Here is a 19,911-nt window from a genome sequence, read left to right on the forward strand (position 1 = left end):
ATGTTGGCCTATATCTTCAAGCGCTTGTTGTTGATGATTCCGACCTTGTTCGGGGTCTTGTTGATGACTTTTGTGGTGATTCAATTTGTACCCGGCGGACCCGTCGAACAAATGGTGTCCCAACTGCAGGGGCGCGATACAGGCGGGGAGGGGGCTGCTGCAGCGGGCAGCGGTTACCGCGGACGACAAGGCGTGGACGCCGCCCGCATTGCCGAAATCAAAACACTTTATGGCTTCGACAAACCACCTGTCGAGCGGTTCTGGATGATGCTCAAGCAATTCGCTCAATTCGACTTGGGGCAAAGCTTTTTCTACCCGAAAGATGTTTGGAGTCTGATCCAGGAGAAACTGCCGGTGTCCATCAGTTTGGGTTTGTGGACATTTTTTCTCAGTTATTTGATATCGGTGCCTTTGGGCATTGCCAAGGCGGTGCGTGCGGGCACACGATTTGACACCCTCACCACGTTGCTGGTGTTGGTGGGCTATGCGATTCCTGGCTTTGTACTGGGGGTGGCTTTGCTGGTGGTGTTTGGCGGTCAACTGCAGTGGTTCCCTTTGCGCGGCTTGACCTCTTCCAATTGGGAGCAGCTCAGCTGGGGTGCCCGAGTCCTTGACTATCTTTGGCACATCGCCTTACCTGTTTTGGCCAGTGTGCTGGGCGCCTTTGCCGTCACCACCATGTTGACTAAAAATGCCTTTCTTGAGGAAATTCGCAAACAGTACGTCATGACCGCGCGGGCTAAAGGCCTGAGTGAAAACCGGGTGTTGTACCGACATGTGATGCGCAATGCCTTGATTCCGCTGGTCACTGGTTTTCCTGCCGCTTTCATCGGTGCTTTTTTCACCGGATCATTGTTGATCGAAACGCTGTTTTCGCTCGATGGCTTGGGTTTGCTCAGTTACGAAGCGGTGATTCGGCGTGACTACCCGGTGGTGCTGGGCACGTTGTATTTGTTCACGCTGATGGGGCTGGTCACCAAGCTGATCAGTGATCTGTGTTACCTGTGGGTAGACCCACGCGTGAAGTTTGACGCATGAGTACGCCAGCGAACGCCCCCTCCGAAATGGCCAACGTCATCCCATTGACCCCACCGATTTCCGCTGCACAGCTCTCGCCCTCGGCACGAGCTTGGCAACGTTTTCGGCGCAACCGTTTGGGCTTTGGGAGTTTGATCATTTTTCTCACGCTGTTCGTGTTGAGTCTGGGGGCTGAGTTTTTGTCCAATGACAAGCCTTTGCTTGTACGGTTTGATGGTCACTGGTATTTTCCAGTGGTGCAAACCCTGCCGGAGACCGTTTTTGGCGGTGACTTTGAAACACCTGCCGATTACCTGGATCCATTCATTCAGCAGCAGTTGCAACGCCATGGCAATTGGGCCTTGCAAGCCCCCAATCCTTATCACCACAGCACACTGGATTACTTTGCACCCTTGCCCAACCCCGCGCCGCCCACAGCGCGCAACTGGCTGGGAACCGATGACCGGGGGCGCGATGTCTTGGCGCGTTTGATCTATGGCTTTCGGGTCTCTGTCTTGTTCGCCTTGGCGTTGACGCTCTTGGGTGTGCTGCTGGGCGTGTTGACGGGGGCCGTGCAAGGCTTTTTTGTGGGCAAGACGGATTTGGTGTTTCAGCGCTTCATCGAGATCTGGAGCGCCATGCCTGAGCTGTATTTGCTGATCATTTTCTCTGCGGTGTTTGAACCCAGTGTGGGTTTGTTGTTGGTGTTGCTCAGTTTGTTTGGCTGGATGGGCTTGTCGGACTACGTGCGGGCCGAGTTTTTGCGCAACCGTCAACTCGATTACGTCAAGTCAGCCCGCGCTTTGGGGCTGGGCCATTGGCAAATCATCTGGCGACATGTGCTGCCCAACAGCATGACCCCGGTGGTGACGTTTTTGCCATTTCGGATGAGTGGCGCCATCTTGGCGCTGACTTCTCTCGATTTTTTGGGTTTGGGTGTGCCGCCCGGCACGCCTTCTTTGGGTGAGTTGTTGGCGCAAGGAAAAAACAACATCGACGCGTGGTGGATTTCCTTGTCCACTTTCGGTGTGTTGGTTGTGACTTTGCTGCTCCTGACTTTCATGGGGGACGCCCTGCGTGATGCGTTGGATCCTCGAAAGGCCCAGGCATGAACACCCCGCAAACGCTGTTGGAGTTGAAAGACCTGCGCATTGCTTTCGGTGATCAGCTTGTCGTGCACGGTCTGCATCTGTCCATCCAAGCTGGCGAACGGGTGGCCTTGGTGGGTGAGTCTGGCTCAGGGAAGTCGGTCACGGCTTTGTCGATCCTGCGTTTGCTTGAAGCTGCGCAACTGACCGGCCAGGTGCTGTGGCGCGGGGAAGATTTGCTCTTGCGTTCAAAAGCGCAGATGCAAAGCATTCGGGGAGATGAGATCGCCATGATTTTCCAAGAGCCCATGTCGGCGCTCAATCCCTTGATGACCGTGGGGCAGCAAATTTCCGAAGTGTTACAGCTCAAAAAGCTGCTGTCCCGCCGCGATGCCGACACCCGGGCCGTTCAATGGTTGGCCGATACTGGCATCGACGATCCGACACGGCGTTTTGGGGCTTACCCTCACCAGTTGTCAGGCGGTCAACGCCAGCGCGCCATGATGGCCATGGCACTGGCCGCGGAGCCCCAATTGTTGTTGGCCGATGAGCCCACCACGGCGCTGGATGCCAGTCTGAGGCTGCAAATGCTCCAATTGCTGGCCGATTTGCAACAAAAAACAGGCATGGCGGTGCTGTTGATCACCCATGATTTGGCCTTGGTGCGTCATTTTGCGGACCGTGTGGCGGTCATGGAAAAGGGTCAGTTGGTCGAGCAAGGTACTTTGACCGAGGTTTTTTCAAACCCGCAACACCCCTACACCCAAAGGTTGTTGGACAGCCGTCCCAGCCGAGAGGGGTTGGCGGATGTCGGTCCTGCTGCACCTCAGGCTTTACCGCTGCTGCAAGCCCAGCATCTTCAAGTGCGTTATCCCTTGAACAAAGCCGGATTTCGGCATTGGTTCCGAAAAAGCCATTTCACTGCCTTGCAGGGTGCTGATTTCAGCATCTTGCCTGGCACCACCTTGGGGGTGATGGGGGAGTCGGGTTCTGGGAAATCCAGTTTGGCGCAAGCGGTTTTGGGCTTGATCCCCTGCGCAGGCCAGTTGTCCTTTGGGGGGCAAACTTGGCAACACGCGCCGGCCGCAGACAAGGCCTTGCGGCAACGGGTGCAAGTGGTTTTTCAGGACCCGTATGGCAGTTTGTCACCTCGCATGACCGTGGGTGAAATTGTGTCGGAAGGTTTGCGCTGGCATGCACCCCAGACCCCTGAGTCCCAAATTCAGGCGATGGTGTTGAGCACCTTGGCCGAGGTGGGCTTGTCTGAGCAGGCGTATCCAGATTTGCTGAACCGCTACCCCCATGCTTTTTCGGGGGGGCAATGGCAACGCATCGCTTTGGCGCGCGCATTGGTGATGGATCCCCATTTGTTGGTTTTGGATGAGCCAACCAGTGCTTTGGACGTCACTGTGCAAAAGCAAATCCTGCTTTTGTTGCAGAGTTTGCAAGCCCAACGCGGTATGGCTTACTTGTTGATCACCCACGACATTGACGTGTTGCGGGCCATGGCCCATCAGGTGCTGGTGTTGCAGGCTGGGCAGGTGGTGGAGGCGGGAGAAGCCCTTCAGGTCCTGAACGAACCTGCCCATGCCTACACCCGCAGTTTGCTCGCAGCCTTTCGGTGATGGGCAGCACCCAGCCCTGAGATCTCGCAGCGTTTTCCTTCAAAATCACGCACTTAGCACGTTTTTCAGCTAGAATATTGTCTTCACGACCAAACGGGCGGGTTTTCACCGCCCGTTTTTTTTGGGTCTTTCTTTTTTAACGTTGACATCTCGAAGTTCTGTGGCATTGCAGCAAATTGTTCAAGAAACCGTGACCGGCCTGGGCTATGACCTGGTCGAAATTGACCGCACAGCGGGCGGTTTGCTGCGCATCACCATCGATTTTCCCTGGCAGCCAGGTACAGAATTGTTCATCAACGTGGAAGACTGCGAAAAAGTCAATCGGCAGCTGCAGTTTGCCCTGGAGGTCGATGGCGTCACCTACAACCGATTGGAAGTTTCCTCTCCGGGTATCGACCGTCCATTGCGCCATGAAAAAGATTTCGAGCGTTTTGTGGGTGAATTGATCGACATCACCCTGAAGGCCCCCATGGGCGACAACGCCCTTGGCTTGGTCAGCGCCAGCCGCAAGAAATTTCGCGGCACACTGGAGCGAAACGCCAACAACGACGGTTGGCAAATCGTGTGGAGCGATGAACCCGTGGGCAAGCCCGGTCAAAGAATCAGTAAAAAACGGGTCCCAGCGCCCTTGAATGCGTTGGGATTCACATTGGACGAATTGCGCGAGGCCCGTTTGGCCCCCGTGGTGGATTTCAAAGGGCGCAAGCCAAAGGTTGAAGCCTGACCTGGTGTCGGGTTTTGAGCATTTATATCGGGTCCGAATCTCGGATCCAGTGGAACAGGAGAGTCATTCATGAATCGCGAAATGTTGATGTTGGTCGAAGCCATCTCACGTGAAAAGAACGTTGAGCGCGACGTGGTGTTTGGTGCTGTGGAAGCCGCATTGGCCCAAGCCACCAAAAAGCTGTATTTGGGTGAGGTGGACATTCGCGTCTCCGTAGACCGTGACCACGGCAATTACGAAACCTTCCGCCGCTGGCATGTGGTTCCCGATGAGGCCGGTTTGCAGTTGCCTGAGCAAGAAATTTTGTTGTTCGAAGCCAAAGAGCAAATCCCCGACATCGAAGTGGATGAGTACATTGAAGAGCCGATCGAGTCTTTGCCGATTGGCCGCATTGGGGCCATGGCCGCCAAACAAGTTATTCTGCAAAAAATCCGCGATGCCGAGCGCGAGATGCTGCTCAATGACTTCATGTCGCGTGGCGAAAAGATTTTTGTGGGCACCGTCAAGCGCATGGACAAAGGCGATCTCATTTGCGAGTCAGGCCGCATCGAAGGTCGCCTGCGCCGAAGCGAGATGATTCCCAAAGAAAACCTGCGCAGCGGTGACCGTGTCCGTGCCATGATCATGGAAGTGGACCTGACATTGCGTGGCGCTCCGATCTTGTTGTCACGTTCGGCGCCAGAATTCATGATCGAATTGTTCCGTCAAGAAGTGCCCGAAATCGAGCAAGGCCTGCTGGAAATCAAAACCTGCGCGCGTGATCCAGGTTCCCGAGCCAAGATTGCTGTGTTGTCTCACGACAAACGTGTTGACCCGATTGGCACTTGCGTAGGCGTTCGTGGCACACGTGTGAATGCGGTCACCAACGAATTGGCTGGTGAGCGTGTGGACATCGTGTTGTGGAGCGAAGACCCTGCCCAGTTTGTCATCGGTGCCTTGGCCCCGGCCAACGTTCAGTCCATCGTGGTGGACGAAGAAAAGCACGCCATGGATGTGGTGGTGGACGAAGAAAACCTCGCGATTGCGATTGGCCGAGGCGGTCAAAACGTGCGCTTGGCGTCTGATCTGACGGGTTGGAAAATCAACATCATGGACGCCGCCGAGTCGGCCCAAAAACAAGCCGAAGAAACCACGGGCATCCGTCAGTTGTTCATGGAAAAGCTTGATGTGGACCAAGAAATTGCCGACATCCTGATTGGTGAGGGCTTCACCAGTTTGGAGGAAGTGGCTTACGTGCCGATCCAAGAAATGCTGGAAATTGAAAGCTTCGATGAAGACACCATCAATGAGTTGCGTACCCGTGCCAAAGACGCCTTGTTGACCCTCGAAATTGCACGCGAAGAGAGCGTCGAAGACGTGTCTCAAGATCTGCGTGACTTGCCAGGTCTCACACCTGAGCTGATTTCCAAGCTGGTTGAAGCGGGCATTCAAACCCGTGACGATTTGGCTGACTTGGCCACCGACGAACTGACTGACATCACTGCTCAGACTGCTGAAGAGGCGACCGCCCTGATCATGAAAGCCCGCGAACATTGGTTCGCAGGCCAGGCCTGAAGCTATGGAGGCTTGAACACAATATGTCCAGTACCACTGTTGCCGAGTTCGCAAATGAACTCAAAAAATCTGCCGACGTTTTGCTTGATCAATTGCGATCAGCAGGCGTTGCAAAAAGCTCGTCCAGCGACACGTTGAACGATGCTGACAAACAAAAATTGCTCAGCTACCTGCAAGCCAGCCATGGCACGGTGAGCGCTGACCGTAAAAAAATCACCCTGGTCAAAAAGTCCACCAGCGAGATCAAACAAGCCGATGCTTCGGGCAAGGCCCGCACCATCCAGGTCGAAGTGCGCAAAAAACGCACCTTGATCAAGCGTGAGGACGAACCGGTGCAAGAGGCTGCTGCCGAAGAGCCGCAAGAGCCTGCGATCGACCATGCCGACTTGGCTCGCCGTGAGGAAGAGGCCCGCCGGCAAGCCGAGTTGATCCGCCGGCAGGAAGAAGATTTGGCCGAAAAACGCCGTTTGCGTGAAGAGCAAGAAGCCAAACAGCGCAGTGAATTGCAAGCCCAAGAGGCCCAAGCACAAGCCCAGGCACAATCGCTTGCCGACGCTGCTGCAGCGGCGGCCGTTCAGGCCGTACCCGCCAAGCCGACCTTGAGCCGCGATGAGCGCCAGGAACTGGCGCGAGCAGAAGCTGCCAGCATCAATGCGGCTGCACAAGCGAAGGTTGCGCCCAGTGCCCCCACCATTTCTGCGGAAACTGTGGCCGCGGCGAAGGCTGTTGAAGTTGCCGATGCGGCAGTTGCCAAAGCCAAATCCGAACAAGAAGCCCGCGAAACCGCAGCTTTGAAGGCCGCTGCAGATTCGAAGGCCAAAGCCGACGAAGACAATGCCCGCGCCGCTGATTTGGACATGCGCCGGCGCAAAGCCTTGGCCGAAGCCGAGGCCATCCGGAGCATGATGAATGCCCCCAAAAAGGTGTTGGTTGCCAAGAAAGAAGAACCCAAGGTCGAAGCCAAAGCTGCCGTCAAAGGAACCCTGCACAAACCGGCCGGCACCCCTGCGCCTGGCGCGCGGGCAGCAGCGGCTCAAACCGCAGCGCCTGCTGCGCCCGGTGGCAACAAAGAAGTCAAATCTGCCAAATTGTCTTCAAGCTGGGCGGGTGACCCTGCCAAGAAGAAAGCCATCCCAACGCGTGGTGACACGAGTGGGGGAGTGGGCCGCAACAACTGGCGAACTGGACCCCGTGGCCGGCGCGGCAATGAGCGCGATCGCGATGAAGGCCAGAGCCAGCAAGCGCCTGTGGAAGTGCGTGTGCTTGAAGTGCATGTGCCCGAAACCATCACCGTCGCCGAGTTGGCCCACAAGATGGCCATCAAGGCATCTGAGGTCATCAAGCACTTGATGAAGTTGGGTCAAATGGCCACGATGAACCAGCCGCTGGACCAAGACACCGCCATGATCGTGGTGGAAGAAATGGGTCACAAAGCGGTGGTGGCAGCGTTGGACGACCCAGAAGCTTTCACGGACGACGAAGTGTCGGACCAACACGCCGAATTGTTGTCACGTGCGCCTGTGGTGACCGTCATGGGTCACGTGGACCACGGCAAAACCTCGCTGCTCGATTACATCCGTCGTGCCAAAGTGGCCTCGGGCGAAGCCGGCGGCATCACACAGCACATTGGCGCTTACCACGTTGAAACGCCGCGCGGCATGATCTCGTTCCTGGACACGCCCGGTCACGAGGCCTTCACCGCCATGCGTGCCCGTGGCGCACAAGCCACCGACATCGTCATCCTCGTGGTGGCCGGTGACGACGGCGTGATGCCACAGACCAAAGAAGCCATCAAACACGCCAAAGCAGCGGGTGTGCCAATTGTGGTGGCCATCAACAAAATGGACAAACCCGATTCGAACATCGAACGCGTTCGTGCCGAATTGATTGCCGAAGAGGTCGTGCCCGAAGAGTTCGGCGGCGAATCGCCTTTTGTTTCTGTGTCGGCCAAGACCGGCATGGGCATTGACGATTTGCTGGAGCAAGTGCTCTTGCAAGCCGAGGTGCTGGAGCTCAAAGCCCCGGTGCAAGCCGCCGCCAAGGGTCTCGTGATCGAAGCGCGTCTGGACAAGGGCCGTGGCCCTGTGGCTACCATCCTGGTGCAGTCCGGTACCTTGAATACCGGTGATGTGGTGCTGGCAGGCCAGACTTTTGGCCGAGTGCGTGCCATGCTGGACGAAAACGGCGCGACCATCAAATCCGCAGGCCCCTCGATTCCGGTCGAGATCCAAGGTTTGACCGAAGTGCCACAAGCTGGTGACGAATTCATGGTCATGGGCGATGAGCGCCGTGCCCGCGAAATTGCAACATACCGCGCAGGTAAATTCCGCAACACCAAGCTGGCCAAGCAACAAGCCGCCAAACTCGAGAACATGTTCACCGACATGTCGGCGGGCGAAGTCAAGATGTTGCCGATCATCATCAAGGCCGATGTGCAGGGCTCGCAAGAAGCCTTGGGCGCCTCCTTGCTCAAGTTGTCCAACGAAGAAGTCAAAGTCCAACTGGTTTACTCCGGCGTGGGCGGCATCAGCGAGTCGGACATCAACCTGGCGATTGCTTCCAAAGCCATCGTGATCGGTTTCAACGTGCGTGCCGATGCCGGTGCGCGCAAGTTGGCCGAAGGCAACGGCGTGGATCTGCACTACTACAACATCATTTACGACGCTGTGGATGAGCTCAAGGCCGCCATGTCGGGCATGTTGGCACCCGAGCAGCGTGAAGAGATCATGGGCATGGCTGAAATTCGGACCGTGTTTGTCGCATCCAAAATCGGCACGGTGGCTGGCTGTATGGTCACCTCCGGTCAGGTTACCCGCAATGCCAAGTTCCGTTTGCTGCGCGACAACGTGGTCATTTACACCGGCGAACTCGACTCGCTCAAGCGCCTCAAGGACGATGTGCGCGAAGTCAAAGAAGGCTTTGAGTGCGGTATCAAGCTCAAAAATTACAACGACATCAAAGAAGGCGATTACCTCGAATTCTTCGACGTCAAGGAAATTGCGAGAACGCTGTAAATGGTGCGTCGAAAGCAGTCCTCTGTGCCCAACCGCGGTTTCCGCGTGGCCGACCAGATCCAGCGGGATTTGGCCGAGTTGATTGCGCGCGAGTTGAAAGACCCGCGCGTGGGCATGGTCACGATCAATGCGATTGAGGTCACGCCCGATTACGCGCACGCCAAGGTTTTCTTCAGTGTCTTGACGGGCAACCCGGAAGAGGCAACAGAAGGCTTGAATGCGGCGGCAGGATTTCTGCGCAATGGTTTGTTCAAGCGTTTGCACATCCACACCGTGCCGACTTTGCACTTTTTGTTTGACCGCACCACCGAGCGTGCATCTGACATGAATGCATTGATCGCCAAGGCCGTGTCGTCTCGCGCCCAGGAGGACTGAGCATGAACGCGCCACGCACCAGGGTGCAGCGGCGCCCTGTGCACGGGGTGCTGCTGCTCGACAAACCGCTGGGTCTTTCCAGCAACCAGGCTTTGCAAAAAGCCAAATGGTTGCTTCGCGCTGAAAAAGCGGGGCACACCGGCACGCTCGATCCTTTGGCCACCGGCGTCTTGCCTTTGTGTTTTGGTGCCGCCACCAAGTTCAGCCAGCAGCATCTGGATGCCGACAAGACTTACGAGACCACGGTTCGGCTTGGGATCAAAACCAGTACGGCTGACGCCGAAGGCGAGGTGATCGCTGTCCGAGAAGTGTCATGTTCAGCGGGTATCGTGGTGGAAGTGTTGGACCGGTTCATGGGGCCCATCAGCCAAGTGCCGCCGATGCACAGTGCCTTGAAAAAGGACGGCAAGGCCTTGTACGAATATGCCCGCGAGGGCGAAACCGTGGAGCGCGAAGCGCGCAACGTGGTGATCCATGACCTGGACCTGCTCGACATGCAACTGCAAGGCGATGCGCCTTTTTTGCGTTTGCGTGTGCGTTGCAGCAAAGGCACTTACATCCGAACCTTGGGTGAGGACATTGCCGAGGCTTTGGGCTGTGGCGGTCATTTGAGCGCTTTGCGCCGTGTGATCACCGGGCCCTTTGAAGAAGCCCAGTGCGTGACGCTGTCCGCACTGGAAAGCATGGATGAAAGCCAGCGGCTGGCAGCGCTGCAGCCGGTCGATGTGCTGCTGCCGGGCTACACCGAAGTGTGTCTGGACAGCGATAACGCAGGGAAATTTTTGAGTGGGGTGCGCCGTCGCGGCCCATGGATTGATTGTGATCAAGTTGCCGTGTATGGAGAACATCCTCGTGCCTTGCTGGGAACAGCGCATGTGCACGGCGGCGAGTTGATTCCGGGTCGATTGTTGAGCCCGATGGAAATTCAACAGATTTTAGAAAGTTCACCTGCCACCGAGCCGTTGCTGGCCGAGCAGGTTTAAAGGAAGAGAAAGCATGACCAAGCAAATTCGCAACATCGCCATCATCGCCCACGTTGACCATGGCAAAACCACCATGGTGGACCAACTGCTGCGCCAGTCGGGCACCTTCGCTGACCACGAGAAAATCGTGGACACCGTGATGGACAACAACGCCATTGAACGCGAGCGTGGCATCACCATTTTGGCCAAGAACTGCGCCGTGAGTTGGGAAGGCACGCACATCAACATCGTCGACACCCCCGGTCACGCGGACTTCGGCGGCGAAGTGGAGCGCGCCCTGTCCATGGTGGACGGCGTGGTCTTGCTGATCGACGCGCAAGAAGGCCCCATGCCTCAAACCCGTTTCGTGACCAAAAAGGCCCTGGCCTTGGGCCTCAAGCCCATCGTGGTCGTGAACAAGGTGGACAAGCCCGGTGCCAACCCCGACAAAGTTGTGAATGCGGCTTTTGATTTGTTCGACAAGCTGGGTGCCAGCGACGAGCAGTTGGACTTTCCTGTGGTGTATGCCTCCGGGATCAACGGTTGGACCTCGCTGGAAGAGGGCGCGCCTGGTGAGCAGTGGGGCCCCGACATGTCGGCCCTGTTCAACACGGTCCTCAAGCACGTCAAACCCAACTCGGGTGATCCTGCTGCGCCTTTGCAGCTGCAAATTTCAGCCCTCGATTTTTCCACCTTTGTGGGTCGCATTGGCGTAGGTCGCATCAGCCAAGGCACGATCAAGCCCAACATGGACGTGGTGGTGATGGAAGGTCAGGACGGCTCAACCATCAAGGGCCGGGTCAATCAAGTGCTCACCTTCCAAGGCCTGGACCGTGTGCAGGTGACCGAAGCCGGCCCTGGCGACATCGTCTTGATCAACGGCATTGCCGACCTGAACATTGGCGTGACCGTGACCGACCCCACCACACCGACACCTCTGCCCATGCTCAAAGTGGATGAACCCACCCTGACCATGAACTTCTGCGTGAACACCTCGCCCTTGGCGGGTCGCGAAGGCAAGTTCGTCACGAGCCGTCAAATTTGGGACCGTCTGCAAAAAGAACTGCAACACAACGTGGCCCTGCGCGTGAAAGAAACCGACGAAGACGGTATCTTTGAAGTGGCTGGGCGCGGTGAATTGCACCTGACCATCTTGCTGGAAAACATGCGCCGCGAAGGCTATGAATTGGCCGTGTCCAAGCCGCGCGTTCTTTACCGCGACATCGATGGTGAGCGTCATGAACCCATCGAATTGGTGACCGCCGACATCGAAGAAAACCACCAAGGTGGCGTGATGCAAGCCCTGGGCGAGCGCAAGGGCGAGTTGGTCAACATGGAACCCGATGGCCGTGGCCGTGTTCGTTTGGAATACCGCATCCCAGCCCGTGGCTTGATTGGTTTTACCAACGAATTCTTGAACTTGACCCGTGGTTCCGGCTTGATCTCCAACATTTTTGACGGCTACGAGCCCCACAAGGGTGAAATCGGCGGCCGCAAGAACGGTGTGCTGATCTCCATGGACGACGGTGAAATTTTCACCTACGCCTTGGGCAAACTCGATGACCGTGGTCGCATGTTCGTCAAGGCCAACGATCCCGTGTACGAAGGCATGATTGTGGGTATCCACAGCCGTGACAACGACTTGGTGGTCAACGCCACACGCACCAAGCAGCTGACCAACTTCCGCGTCTCGGGCAAAGAAGATGCGATCAAGATCACACCGCCCATCGACTTGACCCTGGAATACGGTGTGGAGTTCATCGAGGACGATGAGTTGGTCGAAATCACGCCCAAAAGCGTGCGTCTGCGCAAGCGTTTCCTGAAGGAAAGCGACCGCAAGCGCAACAAATGATTGGCTGACGATCATGCGTTTGTCACACGGCTTGGCCGTATGGACCATGGTGGGTTGTACCGCCTTGTGGTCCATGGCCGGGGTGGTGACGCGGCATCTGGAGCAAGCGCGCAGTTTTGAAGTCACCTTCTGGCGCAGCTTCTTCACGGTCGTGTCCTTGCTGGTCATTTTGCCGCTCTGGCAGGGCCGTGGTGTGTGGTCTCGTCTGCCCTGGCGCAGCCCTTATTTTTGGTACTCTGGTGTTTGCTGGAGCGTCATGTTCACCGCTTTCATGGTGGCCCTGACGCTCACTGCGGTGGCCAATGTGTTGATCACCATGGCCGTGGGGCCCTTGCTCACGGCGCTCATCACGCGGATTTTTTTAGGCCATCGTTTGCCTGCCCGAACTTGGTTGGCCATTGTTTTGGCCGGTATCGGCATTGCTTGGATGTACGGCACGCAGCTGAGTTTGGGGGATCCGAATTTCCTGATGGGCTCTTTGGTGGCCTTGTGTGTGCCGATCGCAGGCGCCGTTCAATGGACACTGGTGCAGAAAAGCCAAAGTGAAGGCCAGAATTTGGATTTGGTGCCCTCGGTCCTGTTGGGTGCCTTGTTGTCGACGCTGTTGACTCTGCCTTTGTCCTTGCCGTTTCAGGCCTCAGCGCATGATGTGGGTTTGCTGGGGATTTTGGGTTTGTTTCAACTGGCCATTCCCTGCGCCTTGTCGGTGGTGTGCGCCCGGGTCCTGAAGGCCCCAGAGGTCTCCTTGCTGGCTTTGCTTGAAATCGTTTTTGGCATTGCCTTGGCTTGGTGGGGGGCCAACGAAGCGCCTCAGATGAGTGTGCTTTTCGGGGGCGCCCTTGTTTTGGCAGCCTTGTTTCTTAACGAATGGTTAGGCTGGAGACAAAACAATGACTGATGTCATCGCACAAATTCAAGGCCGCATCGGCTGCATCACCCTGAACCGTCCCAAGGCTTTGAATGCCTTGTCGCTCGACATGGTGCGCGCCCTGACCCATGCCTTGGTGGCATGGCACAGCGACCCGCAGGTTTTGGCAGTGGCGGTGCGCGGAACGGGCAAAGAAGCGCCATTTGGCGCTTTTTGTGCTGGTGGTGATATCCGATTTTTTCACCAAGCAGCGCTTGCGGGCGATGCATCGCTGGGTGATTTTTTCACCGAAGAGTACCGACTCAACCATTTGATTCACACATACAGCAAGCCCTACATCGCTTTCATGGACGGGATTGTCATGGGGGGGGGAATGGGCATCAGCCAAGGCGCCAGCGTGCGAGTCGTCACCGAGCGCACCAAAATGGCCATGCCCGAAACGCTCATCGGCCTGTTCCCGGATGTGGGTGGGGGGTACTTCCTCAGCCGTTGTCCGGGGCGTTTGGGCGAGTATCTCGGCTTGACCGGTCAGATGCTCGGTGGCGCACAAGCCGTGGCCGCCAAACTCGCCGACATTGCCTTGCCCAGCGGCATGCTGGAGCCCATCTGGCAGACCTTGATCAGCAGTCCCTTTGAGAACGCCGAATCGGTGGAGCGTTGGGTGTTGGCCCAAGCAGGCGCCTTGTCGCCAGAAAAACTCACGCCCCAACCGCAAATTGACGAGGTGTTTGGCTTGCCGACGGTTGCTGGCATGTTGAGTCGGTTGGAATCGGCATCCGATGAATGGAGCCAGAAAACGGCCCAGGCCTTGCGCCAGCGTTCGCCCTTGATGCTGCATGTGGTGCTTGAACAGATTCGACGCGCCCGCCAAATGAGCTTGGCCGATGACCTGCGTATGGAGAGGGACATGGTGCACCACTGTTTCCATCTGCGCGCGGTGTCAGACAGTGAGACCGTGGAAGGTATCCGCGCCTTGGCGGTTGACAAGGACCACAGTCCGCAATGGAAACCAGTCCGGGTGGAAGATGTGGAGGTGGCAGAAGCCGCGCGATTCTTTGCCAGCCCTTGGGCCTCTGAACACCATCCGCTGCGCGACTTGAGTTGATCGCCTGAGCCCGCTGGCGCTCAGCGGTCTCGGTGGCGGCTTTTCATGGCGCGTTCCACTTCGCGCTTGCCTTCACGGTCTTTGATGGTGTCGCGCTTGTCGTGTTCGGCTTTGCCTTTGGCCAGTGCAATGTCGCATTTGACCTTGCCCGATTTCCAATGCAAATTGATCGGCACCAAGGTGTATCCCTTTTGCTCAATTTTGCCAATCAAGCGTTTGATCTCCTCCTTGTTCAGCAACAACTTGCGCGTGCGTGCGGCTTCGGGGCTGATGTGGGTGGAAGCAGTCTTGAGGGGGTTGATCAAGCAACCGATGATGAACAGCTCGCCATTGCGGATCACCACGTAACCGTCGGTCAGTTGAACCTTGCCTTCGCGAATCGCCTTGACTTCCCAACCTTCCAGCACCATACCGGCCTCATAGCGTTCTTCGAAAAAATAGTCGAAGGACGCTTTCTTGTTCTCCGCAATTTTGGCAAAAACAGGAGCAGCAGGGGACTTTTTGGAGGTGGCCATGAGGAGCAAGTAAGGACGGCATGGCCGTTCGCAAGGGTGTGCGGTCGGGCTTCGCGTCTGCGGGCGCGTTGAAAAACTACAATCGCTGCATTGTATGAAGAATATCCACAAGTCCGTTCTGATCTGGTACACGCCAGAAGAAATGTTTCGCCTCGTGATCGACGTGGCGCGCTACCCCGAATTTTTGCCGTGGTGTGACCGCGCTGCTGTGCTTGAAACCGATGCACAAGGCATGGTCGCCGAGGTCGGCATCAGCCTGGGCGGCATCCAGCAAACCTTCACCACCCGCAACACCCATGAAGAAGGCCGCTCGGTCGGCATGAGTTTGGTCAAAGGCCCTTTTTCGAACCTGAATGGGGTGTGGCGTTTTTCGCCCGTGGGTGACGGTACGCAACGCGCGTGCAAAGTGGAGCTGGATTTGCAATACGGCTTTTCCAGCAAAACGCTGGCAGCGTTGGTGGGTCCTGTTTTTGACAAAATCGCAGCCAGCTTGGTCGATGCGTTTGTCAAACGTGCAGAGGCGGTGTATGGCTGAACAGCTCGTTCAGGTCACGCTGTGCTGGAGCCTGGCGCCGCGACATGTGCACGAAATGAGTTTGCAGGTGATGCCAGGCAGTTCCGTGCAGGACGTGTTGACCCAAGGTGTGGCGCAGTGCTTGCAAAAAAACCTGTTTTCCGATCAGCGTGATGACTTGTCGTCCCTGCCGTTTCAACAACCCGGCATCTGGGGAAAAAAGGTGGCTTGGACACAGCAGGTCAAAGCCAACGACCGAGTTGAGTTGTTGCGTCCCCTCAAGGTCGACCCCAAAGTGGCGCGCCGCCAGCGCTTCAAACGCCAAGGCAAAGGGCGTACGGGCCTGTTTGCCAACCGCAAGCCCGGTTCTGCGGCGGGTTATTGAGCCAAGCTCGATGCAAGCGCTTTTGGACACCATCGCTCAGATGGACAACACCACCGATGCGTACAGGGTATTCCACGGCCGTGGCGGCCTCTACCCCGGCTGCGAGCACTGGACGCTGGATTGGTTTGCGCCGGTCTGGGTCTTGACCAGCTTCAAAGCCGTGAGCGAGGATGAGTTGGCCCAATGCCACGAGGCCCTGCTGCAGCGCTGGGGCAACTTGTCCCCCGGAGAGCCACTGAACTGGGTGTTCCAGTGCCGAGCCCAGGGCGAGGCGCAAACACGCCTCATGGCGGGGCATGTGCCCGAGCCGCATGTGGTGACCGAGCAGGGCGCCCAGTACCTGGTGCATGTGATGCGCGGGCAAAACCATGGTCTGTTTTTGGACATGGCCAATGGGCGCGACTGGCTCAAACGCCATGCCCTGCACGAAAACATCCTCAATCTGTTTGCATACACCTGCGCCTTCTCCGTTGCGGCCTTGCAAGGCGGAGCGGCGCAGGTGGTCAACCTGGACATGAGCCAGGGCGCACTGGCTGTGGGTCAACAAAACCACCGTCTCAATAACCTGCCTGCCAAAGCCCGTTTTTTGGGCCATGATATTTTCAAGACTTGGGGCAAGATCAACAAAATGGGGCCTTATGGCGTGATCGTGATTGACCCGCCCAGCTACCAAAAGGGCAGCTTCATCGCCACCAAGGACTACATCAAGCTGATCCGCCGCCTCCCGGACTTGCTGGAGCCGCAAGGTCATGTGCTGCTGTGCTTGAACGCACCCGAGTTGGACACGGCTTTTTTGCACGCACAGGTGGCCGAAGCAGCACCGTGCCTGCGTTTTGTGGAACGCTTGGCCAATCCCTCGGCTTTTGCTGACAGGGATTCAGAGAAGTCACTCAAGGTGTTGCATTACCAAAACAGCTGAGCCTTTGCGCCCTTGATTTTGCGGGTGGATCAGGGAAATCCCTTGGCCCGCACGGGTACAATCCTTTTTTTGGAGCCTTAGCTTATGCGCCTACTTGGTAAAGCCCTGACTTTTGACGACGTTCTCCTCGTCCCTGCTTACTCCCAAGTCCTGCCCAAGGACACGTCTCTCGCGACGCAATTCACCCGAAACATCCGCCTGAACCTGCCCCTGGTCTCTGCTGCCATGGACACGGTGACTGAAGCGCGATTGGCCATCGCCATCGCACAAGAAGGCGGCATTGGCATCGTTCACAAAAACCTCACCGCGCAAGAGCAAGCCGCTCAAGTGGCCAAAGTCAAGCGCTACGAATCGGGCGTGCTGCGCGATCCGGTCGTGATCACCCCTGACACCACGGTGCGCCAGGTCATGGCCTTGAGCGACGAGCTGGGCGTATCGGGTTTTCCGGTGTGCGATGGCCGTCAGGTGGTGGGCATCGTCACAGGCCGCGACTTGCGCTTTGAAACGCGCTACGAGCAAAAGGTCAGCGAGATCATGACGCCGCGTGAGCGCCTGATCACCGTGCCCGAAGGCACCACGCCGGAGCAAGCCAAGCACCTGCTCAACAAACACAAGTTGGAACGTCTGCTGGTGGTGAACGAGGCCTTTGAACTCAAGGGCTTGATCACGGTGAAAGACATCACCAAACAACTCAACTTCCCGAACGCCGCACGCGATGGCGCGGGCAAATTGCGCGTGGGTGCGGCCGTGGGCGTGGGCGAGGGCACCGAAGAGCGGGTCGAAGCCCTGTCTCGCGCTGGCGTCGATGCCATCGTGGTGGACACCGCGCACGGTCACAGCAAAGGCGTGCTTGACCGCGTGCGCTGGGTCAAACAAAACTACCCGCACATCGAGGTCATTGGCGGCAACATCGCCACAGGCGCTGCGGCACTGGCTTTGGTTGAAGCCGGCGCAGATGGCGTCAAAGTGGGCATTGGCCCCGGCTCCATTTGTACCACCCGCATCGTGGCAGGTGTGGGTGTGCCGCAAATCATGGCGGTGGACAGTGTGGCCACGGCCCTCCGAGGCACCGGCGTTCCGCTGATTGCAGACGGCGGCATCCGATACAGCGGAGACATCGCCAAAGCGATTGCCGCAGGTGCAGGCACCGTCATGATGGGCGGCATGTTCGCCGGCACAGAAGAAGCACCCGGCGAAATCGTGTTGTTCCAGGGCCGCAGCTACAAGAGCTACCGCGGCATGGGCTCCATTGGTGCCATGCAGCAAGGCAGTGCCGACCGCTACTTCCAAGAGTCCAGCACGGGTAACCCCAACGCCGACAAACTGGTGCCTGAGGGCATTGAGGGCCGCGTGCCCTACAAAGGCTCGGTGGTCTCCATCATTTACCAAATGGCCGGCGGTTTACGTGCCAGCATGGGCTACTGCGGCTGTGCAACCATTGAGGCCATGCACAATGAATCCCAATTTGTGGAAATCACCGCGGCGGGTATCCGTGAGAGCCATGTGCACGATGTCCAGATCACCAAGGAAGCCCCGAACTACCGGGCTGAGTAAAATCTGCACCTGATCCCCAAGGCGTCTGCACTCCAGACGCCTTTTCATTTCTTTAAAACGGCGCCTGCCATGCAGCACTCCAAAATCCTGATCCTCGACTTCGGCTCGCAAGTCACCCAGCTGATTGCCCGACGCGTGCGCGAAGCGCATGTGTTTTGCGAAGTGCATCCTTGTGATGTGACCAGCGACTGGGTGCGCGAGTACGCCAAGGATGGCAACCTCAAAGGGGTGATCCTCTCCGGCAGCCACGCCAGCGTCTACGAAGTCGATGACCGCGCACCGGATGCTGTGTTTGAACTGGGTGTCCCGGTGTTGGGCATTTGCTACGGCATGCAAACCATGGCACAGCAGTTGGGGGGCAAAGTGGAGGCGGGCACGACACGCGAATTTGGCTACGCCGAAGTCCGTGCCCACGGCCACACAGAACTGCTCAAAGGCATCGAAGACTTCGCCACGCCCGAAGGCCACGGCATGCTCAAGGTCTGGATGAGCCACGGCGACAAGGTCACCGCCATGCCACCCGGCTTCCAGGTCATGGCCTCCACCCCGGCTTGTCCAATCGCCGGTATGGCCGATGAATCCCGCCATTTCTATGCGGTGCAGTTCCATCCCGAAGTCACGCACACCGTGCAAGGTCAGGCCTTGCTCAACCGTTTTGTGCTGGACATTTGCAAAGCACGACAAGACTGGATCATGGGCGACTACATCGAAGAAGCCGTCGCCAAGATCCGCGAGCAAGTTGGTGACGAAGAAGTCATCCTAGGCCTCTCGGGTGGCGTTGATTCATCGGTGGCTGCAGCCCTGATCCATCGCGCCATCGGCGATAAGCTGACCTGCGTGTTTGTGGACCACGGCCTGTTGCGCCTGAACGAAGGCGACATGGTCATGGAGATGTTCGTCGGCAAATTGCATGCGAAAGTCATCCGCGTGGACGCCAGCGACTTGTTCCTGGGCAAGTTGGCGGGCGTGAGCGAGCCCGAAGCCAAGCGCAAGATCATCGGCGGTTTGTTTGTGGACGTGTTCAAAGAGCAGGCTGCGAAATTGAAAGCAGGCGACGGCGGCCACAAAGGCGCCACTTTCCTGGCCCAAGGCACGATCTACCCTGACGTGATCGAGTCGGGCGGCGCCAAGAGCAAAAAGGCCGTGACCATCAAGAGCCACCACAATGTGGGCGGCTTGCCAGAGCAGCTGGGCTTGAAACTGCTGGAGCCTCTGCGCGAATTGTTCAAAGACGAAGTGCGCGAACTCGGCGTGGCGCTGGGCTTGCCGCGTGAAATGGTTTACCGCCACCCCTTCCCAGGCCCCGGCTTGGGCGTGCGCATCTTGGGCGAAGTCAAAAAAGAATACGCCGACCTGCTGCGCCGTGCGGATGCGATCTTCATCGAAGAGCTGCGCAACTTCACCGACGAAACCGGCAAGACTTGGTACGACCTGACCAGCCAAGCCTTCACCGTGTTCCTCCCCGTGAAAAGCGTGGGCGTGATGGGCGACGGCCGCACTTACGACTATGTGGTGGCCCTGCGCGCTGTGCAAACCAGTGACTTCATGACCGCCGATTGGGCCGAGTTGCCCTATGCCTTGCTCAAGAAAGTGTCGGGCCGCATCATCAATGAGGTGCGCGGCATCAACCGCGTGACCTACGACGTCTCCAGCAAGCCGCCGGCGACGATTGAGTGGGAGTAGAAACTCTAACGTAAGTTGTTGATTTATATAGGTTTTGTAGTTACACAAAACAGACACACGCCCAACTAAGTTGTTGATTTAGTTGGGCGTTGGCATTAAAGTTACACGTAAAGCTACACAACGCTGTAGCCGTTCAAAAACGTAGTAACCCAACAAA

The 19,911-nt window shown here is 57.3% G+C and carries 17 protein-coding genes; 16 read left to right on the forward strand and 1 reads right to left on the reverse strand.

Going from position 1 to position 19,911, the window contains the following annotated elements:
* The 11 genes from ACHEXK_RS06140 to ACHEXK_RS06190 all read left to right on the forward strand — a co-directional run bounded on the left by ACHEXK_RS06140 (window position 1) and on the right by ACHEXK_RS06190 (window position 14,184).
* Window positions 1-1,038, forward strand: a complete 1,038-nt coding sequence (locus tag ACHEXK_RS06140; RefSeq protein ID WP_416548490.1) for a microcin C ABC transporter permease YejB — start codon at window positions 1-3, stop codon at window positions 1,036-1,038.
* Window positions 1,035-2,129: an ABC transporter permease gene (locus tag ACHEXK_RS06145; RefSeq protein ID WP_416548491.1), complete on the forward strand. Its 1,095-nt coding sequence runs from the start codon at window positions 1,035-1,037 to the stop codon at window positions 2,127-2,129. Before ACHEXK_RS06140 ends, ACHEXK_RS06145 begins: the two co-directional genes overlap by 4 nt.
* A complete protein-coding gene (locus ACHEXK_RS06150; protein WP_416548492.1) occupies window positions 2,126-3,730 on the forward strand; it encodes an ABC transporter ATP-binding protein in 1,605 nt (534 codons plus the stop codon). Before ACHEXK_RS06145 ends, ACHEXK_RS06150 begins: the two co-directional genes overlap by 4 nt.
* A 160-nt stretch (window positions 3,731-3,890) precedes the next feature.
* A complete protein-coding gene (rimP, locus tag ACHEXK_RS06155) occupies window positions 3,891-4,454 on the forward strand; it encodes a ribosome maturation factor RimP (protein WP_416548493.1) in 564 nt (187 codons plus the stop codon).
* Window positions 4,455-4,523: 69 nt separating this feature from the next.
* Window positions 4,524-6,008 carry a transcription termination factor NusA gene (gene nusA, locus ACHEXK_RS06160; RefSeq protein WP_416548494.1) on the forward strand — a complete coding sequence of 495 codons (1,485 nt, stop codon included), beginning with the start codon at window positions 4,524-4,526 and terminating at the stop codon, window positions 6,006-6,008.
* Window positions 6,009-6,031: 23 nt separating this feature from the next.
* Complete coding sequence (gene infB / locus ACHEXK_RS06165; protein WP_416548495.1) at window positions 6,032-9,022, forward strand: translation initiation factor IF-2; 2,991 nt, start codon at window positions 6,032-6,034, stop codon at window positions 9,020-9,022.
* Window positions 9,023-9,397: a 30S ribosome-binding factor RbfA gene (gene rbfA / locus ACHEXK_RS06170; protein ID WP_416548496.1), complete on the forward strand. Its 375-nt coding sequence runs from the start codon at window positions 9,023-9,025 to the stop codon at window positions 9,395-9,397.
* Between the two features lie 2 nt (window positions 9,398-9,399).
* Window positions 9,400-10,380 carry a tRNA pseudouridine(55) synthase TruB gene (gene truB / locus ACHEXK_RS06175; RefSeq protein ID WP_416548497.1) on the forward strand — a complete coding sequence of 327 codons (981 nt, stop codon included), beginning with the start codon at window positions 9,400-9,402 and terminating at the stop codon, window positions 10,378-10,380.
* A 13-nt stretch (window positions 10,381-10,393) separates the two neighbouring features.
* Window positions 10,394-12,211, forward strand: a complete 1,818-nt coding sequence (gene typA / locus ACHEXK_RS06180; protein WP_416548498.1) for a translational GTPase TypA — start codon at window positions 10,394-10,396, stop codon at window positions 12,209-12,211.
* Window positions 12,212-12,224: 13 nt separating this feature from the next.
* On the forward strand, window positions 12,225-13,109 hold the full coding sequence (locus ACHEXK_RS06185; RefSeq protein ID WP_416548499.1) for a DMT family transporter: 885 nt from the start codon (window positions 12,225-12,227) through the stop codon (window positions 13,107-13,109).
* Window positions 13,102-14,184 (forward strand): enoyl-CoA hydratase/isomerase family protein, encoded by a 1,083-nt coding sequence (locus ACHEXK_RS06190; protein ID WP_416548500.1) that lies wholly within the window; start codon window positions 13,102-13,104, stop codon window positions 14,182-14,184. The genes ACHEXK_RS06185 and ACHEXK_RS06190 overlap by 8 nt, the downstream gene beginning before the upstream one ends.
* 20 nt (window positions 14,185-14,204) lie before the next feature.
* On the opposite strand, the gene smpB is transcribed toward ACHEXK_RS06190, so the two are convergent.
* Window positions 14,205-14,699 (reverse strand): SsrA-binding protein SmpB, encoded by a 495-nt coding sequence (gene smpB / locus ACHEXK_RS06195; RefSeq protein WP_416548501.1) that lies wholly within the window; start codon window positions 14,697-14,699, stop codon window positions 14,205-14,207.
* Window positions 14,700-14,793: 94 nt separating this feature from the next.
* On the opposite strand from smpB, the gene ACHEXK_RS06200 reads away from it, so the two are divergent.
* From ACHEXK_RS06200 to guaA, 5 genes are all read left to right on the forward strand, one after another.
* A complete protein-coding gene (locus ACHEXK_RS06200; RefSeq protein ID WP_416548502.1) occupies window positions 14,794-15,234 on the forward strand; it encodes a type II toxin-antitoxin system RatA family toxin in 441 nt (146 codons plus the stop codon).
* A complete protein-coding gene (locus tag ACHEXK_RS06205) occupies window positions 15,227-15,598 on the forward strand; it encodes an RnfH family protein (protein WP_416548503.1) in 372 nt (123 codons plus the stop codon). Before ACHEXK_RS06200 ends, ACHEXK_RS06205 begins: the two co-directional genes overlap by 8 nt.
* A gap of 10 nt (window positions 15,599-15,608) precedes the next feature.
* Window positions 15,609-16,517 (forward strand): class I SAM-dependent methyltransferase, encoded by a 909-nt coding sequence (locus ACHEXK_RS06210; RefSeq protein WP_416548504.1) that lies wholly within the window; start codon window positions 15,609-15,611, stop codon window positions 16,515-16,517.
* Between the two features lie 84 nt (window positions 16,518-16,601).
* Window positions 16,602-18,071, forward strand: coding sequence for an IMP dehydrogenase (gene guaB / locus ACHEXK_RS06215; RefSeq protein WP_416548505.1), 1,470 nt, complete (start codon window positions 16,602-16,604; stop codon window positions 18,069-18,071).
* A 69-nt stretch (window positions 18,072-18,140) separates the two neighbouring features.
* Window positions 18,141-19,754: a glutamine-hydrolyzing GMP synthase gene (gene guaA, locus ACHEXK_RS06220; RefSeq protein WP_416548506.1), complete on the forward strand. Its 1,614-nt coding sequence runs from the start codon at window positions 18,141-18,143 to the stop codon at window positions 19,752-19,754.
* Window positions 19,755-19,911 lie beyond the last annotated feature (157 nt).

Source organism: Limnohabitans sp. DCL3 (assembly GCF_048019295.1).
Classification (GTDB): Bacteria; Pseudomonadota; Gammaproteobacteria; order Burkholderiales; family Burkholderiaceae_C; genus Limnohabitans_A.

Excerpts from the sequence above, each read along its gene's own strand:
- ACHEXK_RS06140 (WP_416548490.1), top strand. The coding sequence starts at position 1 with ATGTTGGCCTATATCTTCAAGCGCTTGTTGTTGATGATTCCGACCTTG.
- ACHEXK_RS06190 (WP_416548500.1), top strand. The coding sequence starts at position 13,102 with ATGACTGATGTCATCGCACAAATTCAAGGCCGCATCGGCTGCATCACC.
- ACHEXK_RS06205 (WP_416548503.1), top strand. The coding sequence starts at position 15,227 with ATGGCTGAACAGCTCGTTCAGGTCACGCTGTGCTGGAGCCTGGCGCCG.
- smpB (WP_416548501.1), bottom strand. The coding sequence starts at position 14,699 with ATGGCCACCTCCAAAAAGTCCCCTGCTGCTCCTGTTTTTGCCAAAATT.
- ACHEXK_RS06200 (WP_416548502.1), top strand. The coding sequence starts at position 14,794 with ATGAAGAATATCCACAAGTCCGTTCTGATCTGGTACACGCCAGAAGAA.
- nusA (WP_416548494.1), top strand. The coding sequence starts at position 4,524 with ATGAATCGCGAAATGTTGATGTTGGTCGAAGCCATCTCACGTGAAAAG.
- guaB (WP_416548505.1), top strand. The coding sequence starts at position 16,602 with ATGCGCCTACTTGGTAAAGCCCTGACTTTTGACGACGTTCTCCTCGTC.
- guaA (WP_416548506.1), top strand. The coding sequence starts at position 18,141 with ATGCAGCACTCCAAAATCCTGATCCTCGACTTCGGCTCGCAAGTCACC.
- rbfA (WP_416548496.1), top strand. The coding sequence starts at position 9,023 with ATGGTGCGTCGAAAGCAGTCCTCTGTGCCCAACCGCGGTTTCCGCGTG.
- truB (WP_416548497.1), top strand. The coding sequence starts at position 9,400 with ATGAACGCGCCACGCACCAGGGTGCAGCGGCGCCCTGTGCACGGGGTG.
- ACHEXK_RS06145 (WP_416548491.1), top strand. The coding sequence starts at position 1,035 with ATGAGTACGCCAGCGAACGCCCCCTCCGAAATGGCCAACGTCATCCCA.
- ACHEXK_RS06210 (WP_416548504.1), top strand. The coding sequence starts at position 15,609 with ATGCAAGCGCTTTTGGACACCATCGCTCAGATGGACAACACCACCGAT.
- ACHEXK_RS06150 (WP_416548492.1), top strand. The coding sequence starts at position 2,126 with ATGAACACCCCGCAAACGCTGTTGGAGTTGAAAGACCTGCGCATTGCT.
- typA (WP_416548498.1), top strand. The coding sequence starts at position 10,394 with ATGACCAAGCAAATTCGCAACATCGCCATCATCGCCCACGTTGACCAT.
- infB (WP_416548495.1), top strand. The coding sequence starts at position 6,032 with ATGTCCAGTACCACTGTTGCCGAGTTCGCAAATGAACTCAAAAAATCT.
- ACHEXK_RS06185 (WP_416548499.1), top strand. The coding sequence starts at position 12,225 with ATGCGTTTGTCACACGGCTTGGCCGTATGGACCATGGTGGGTTGTACC.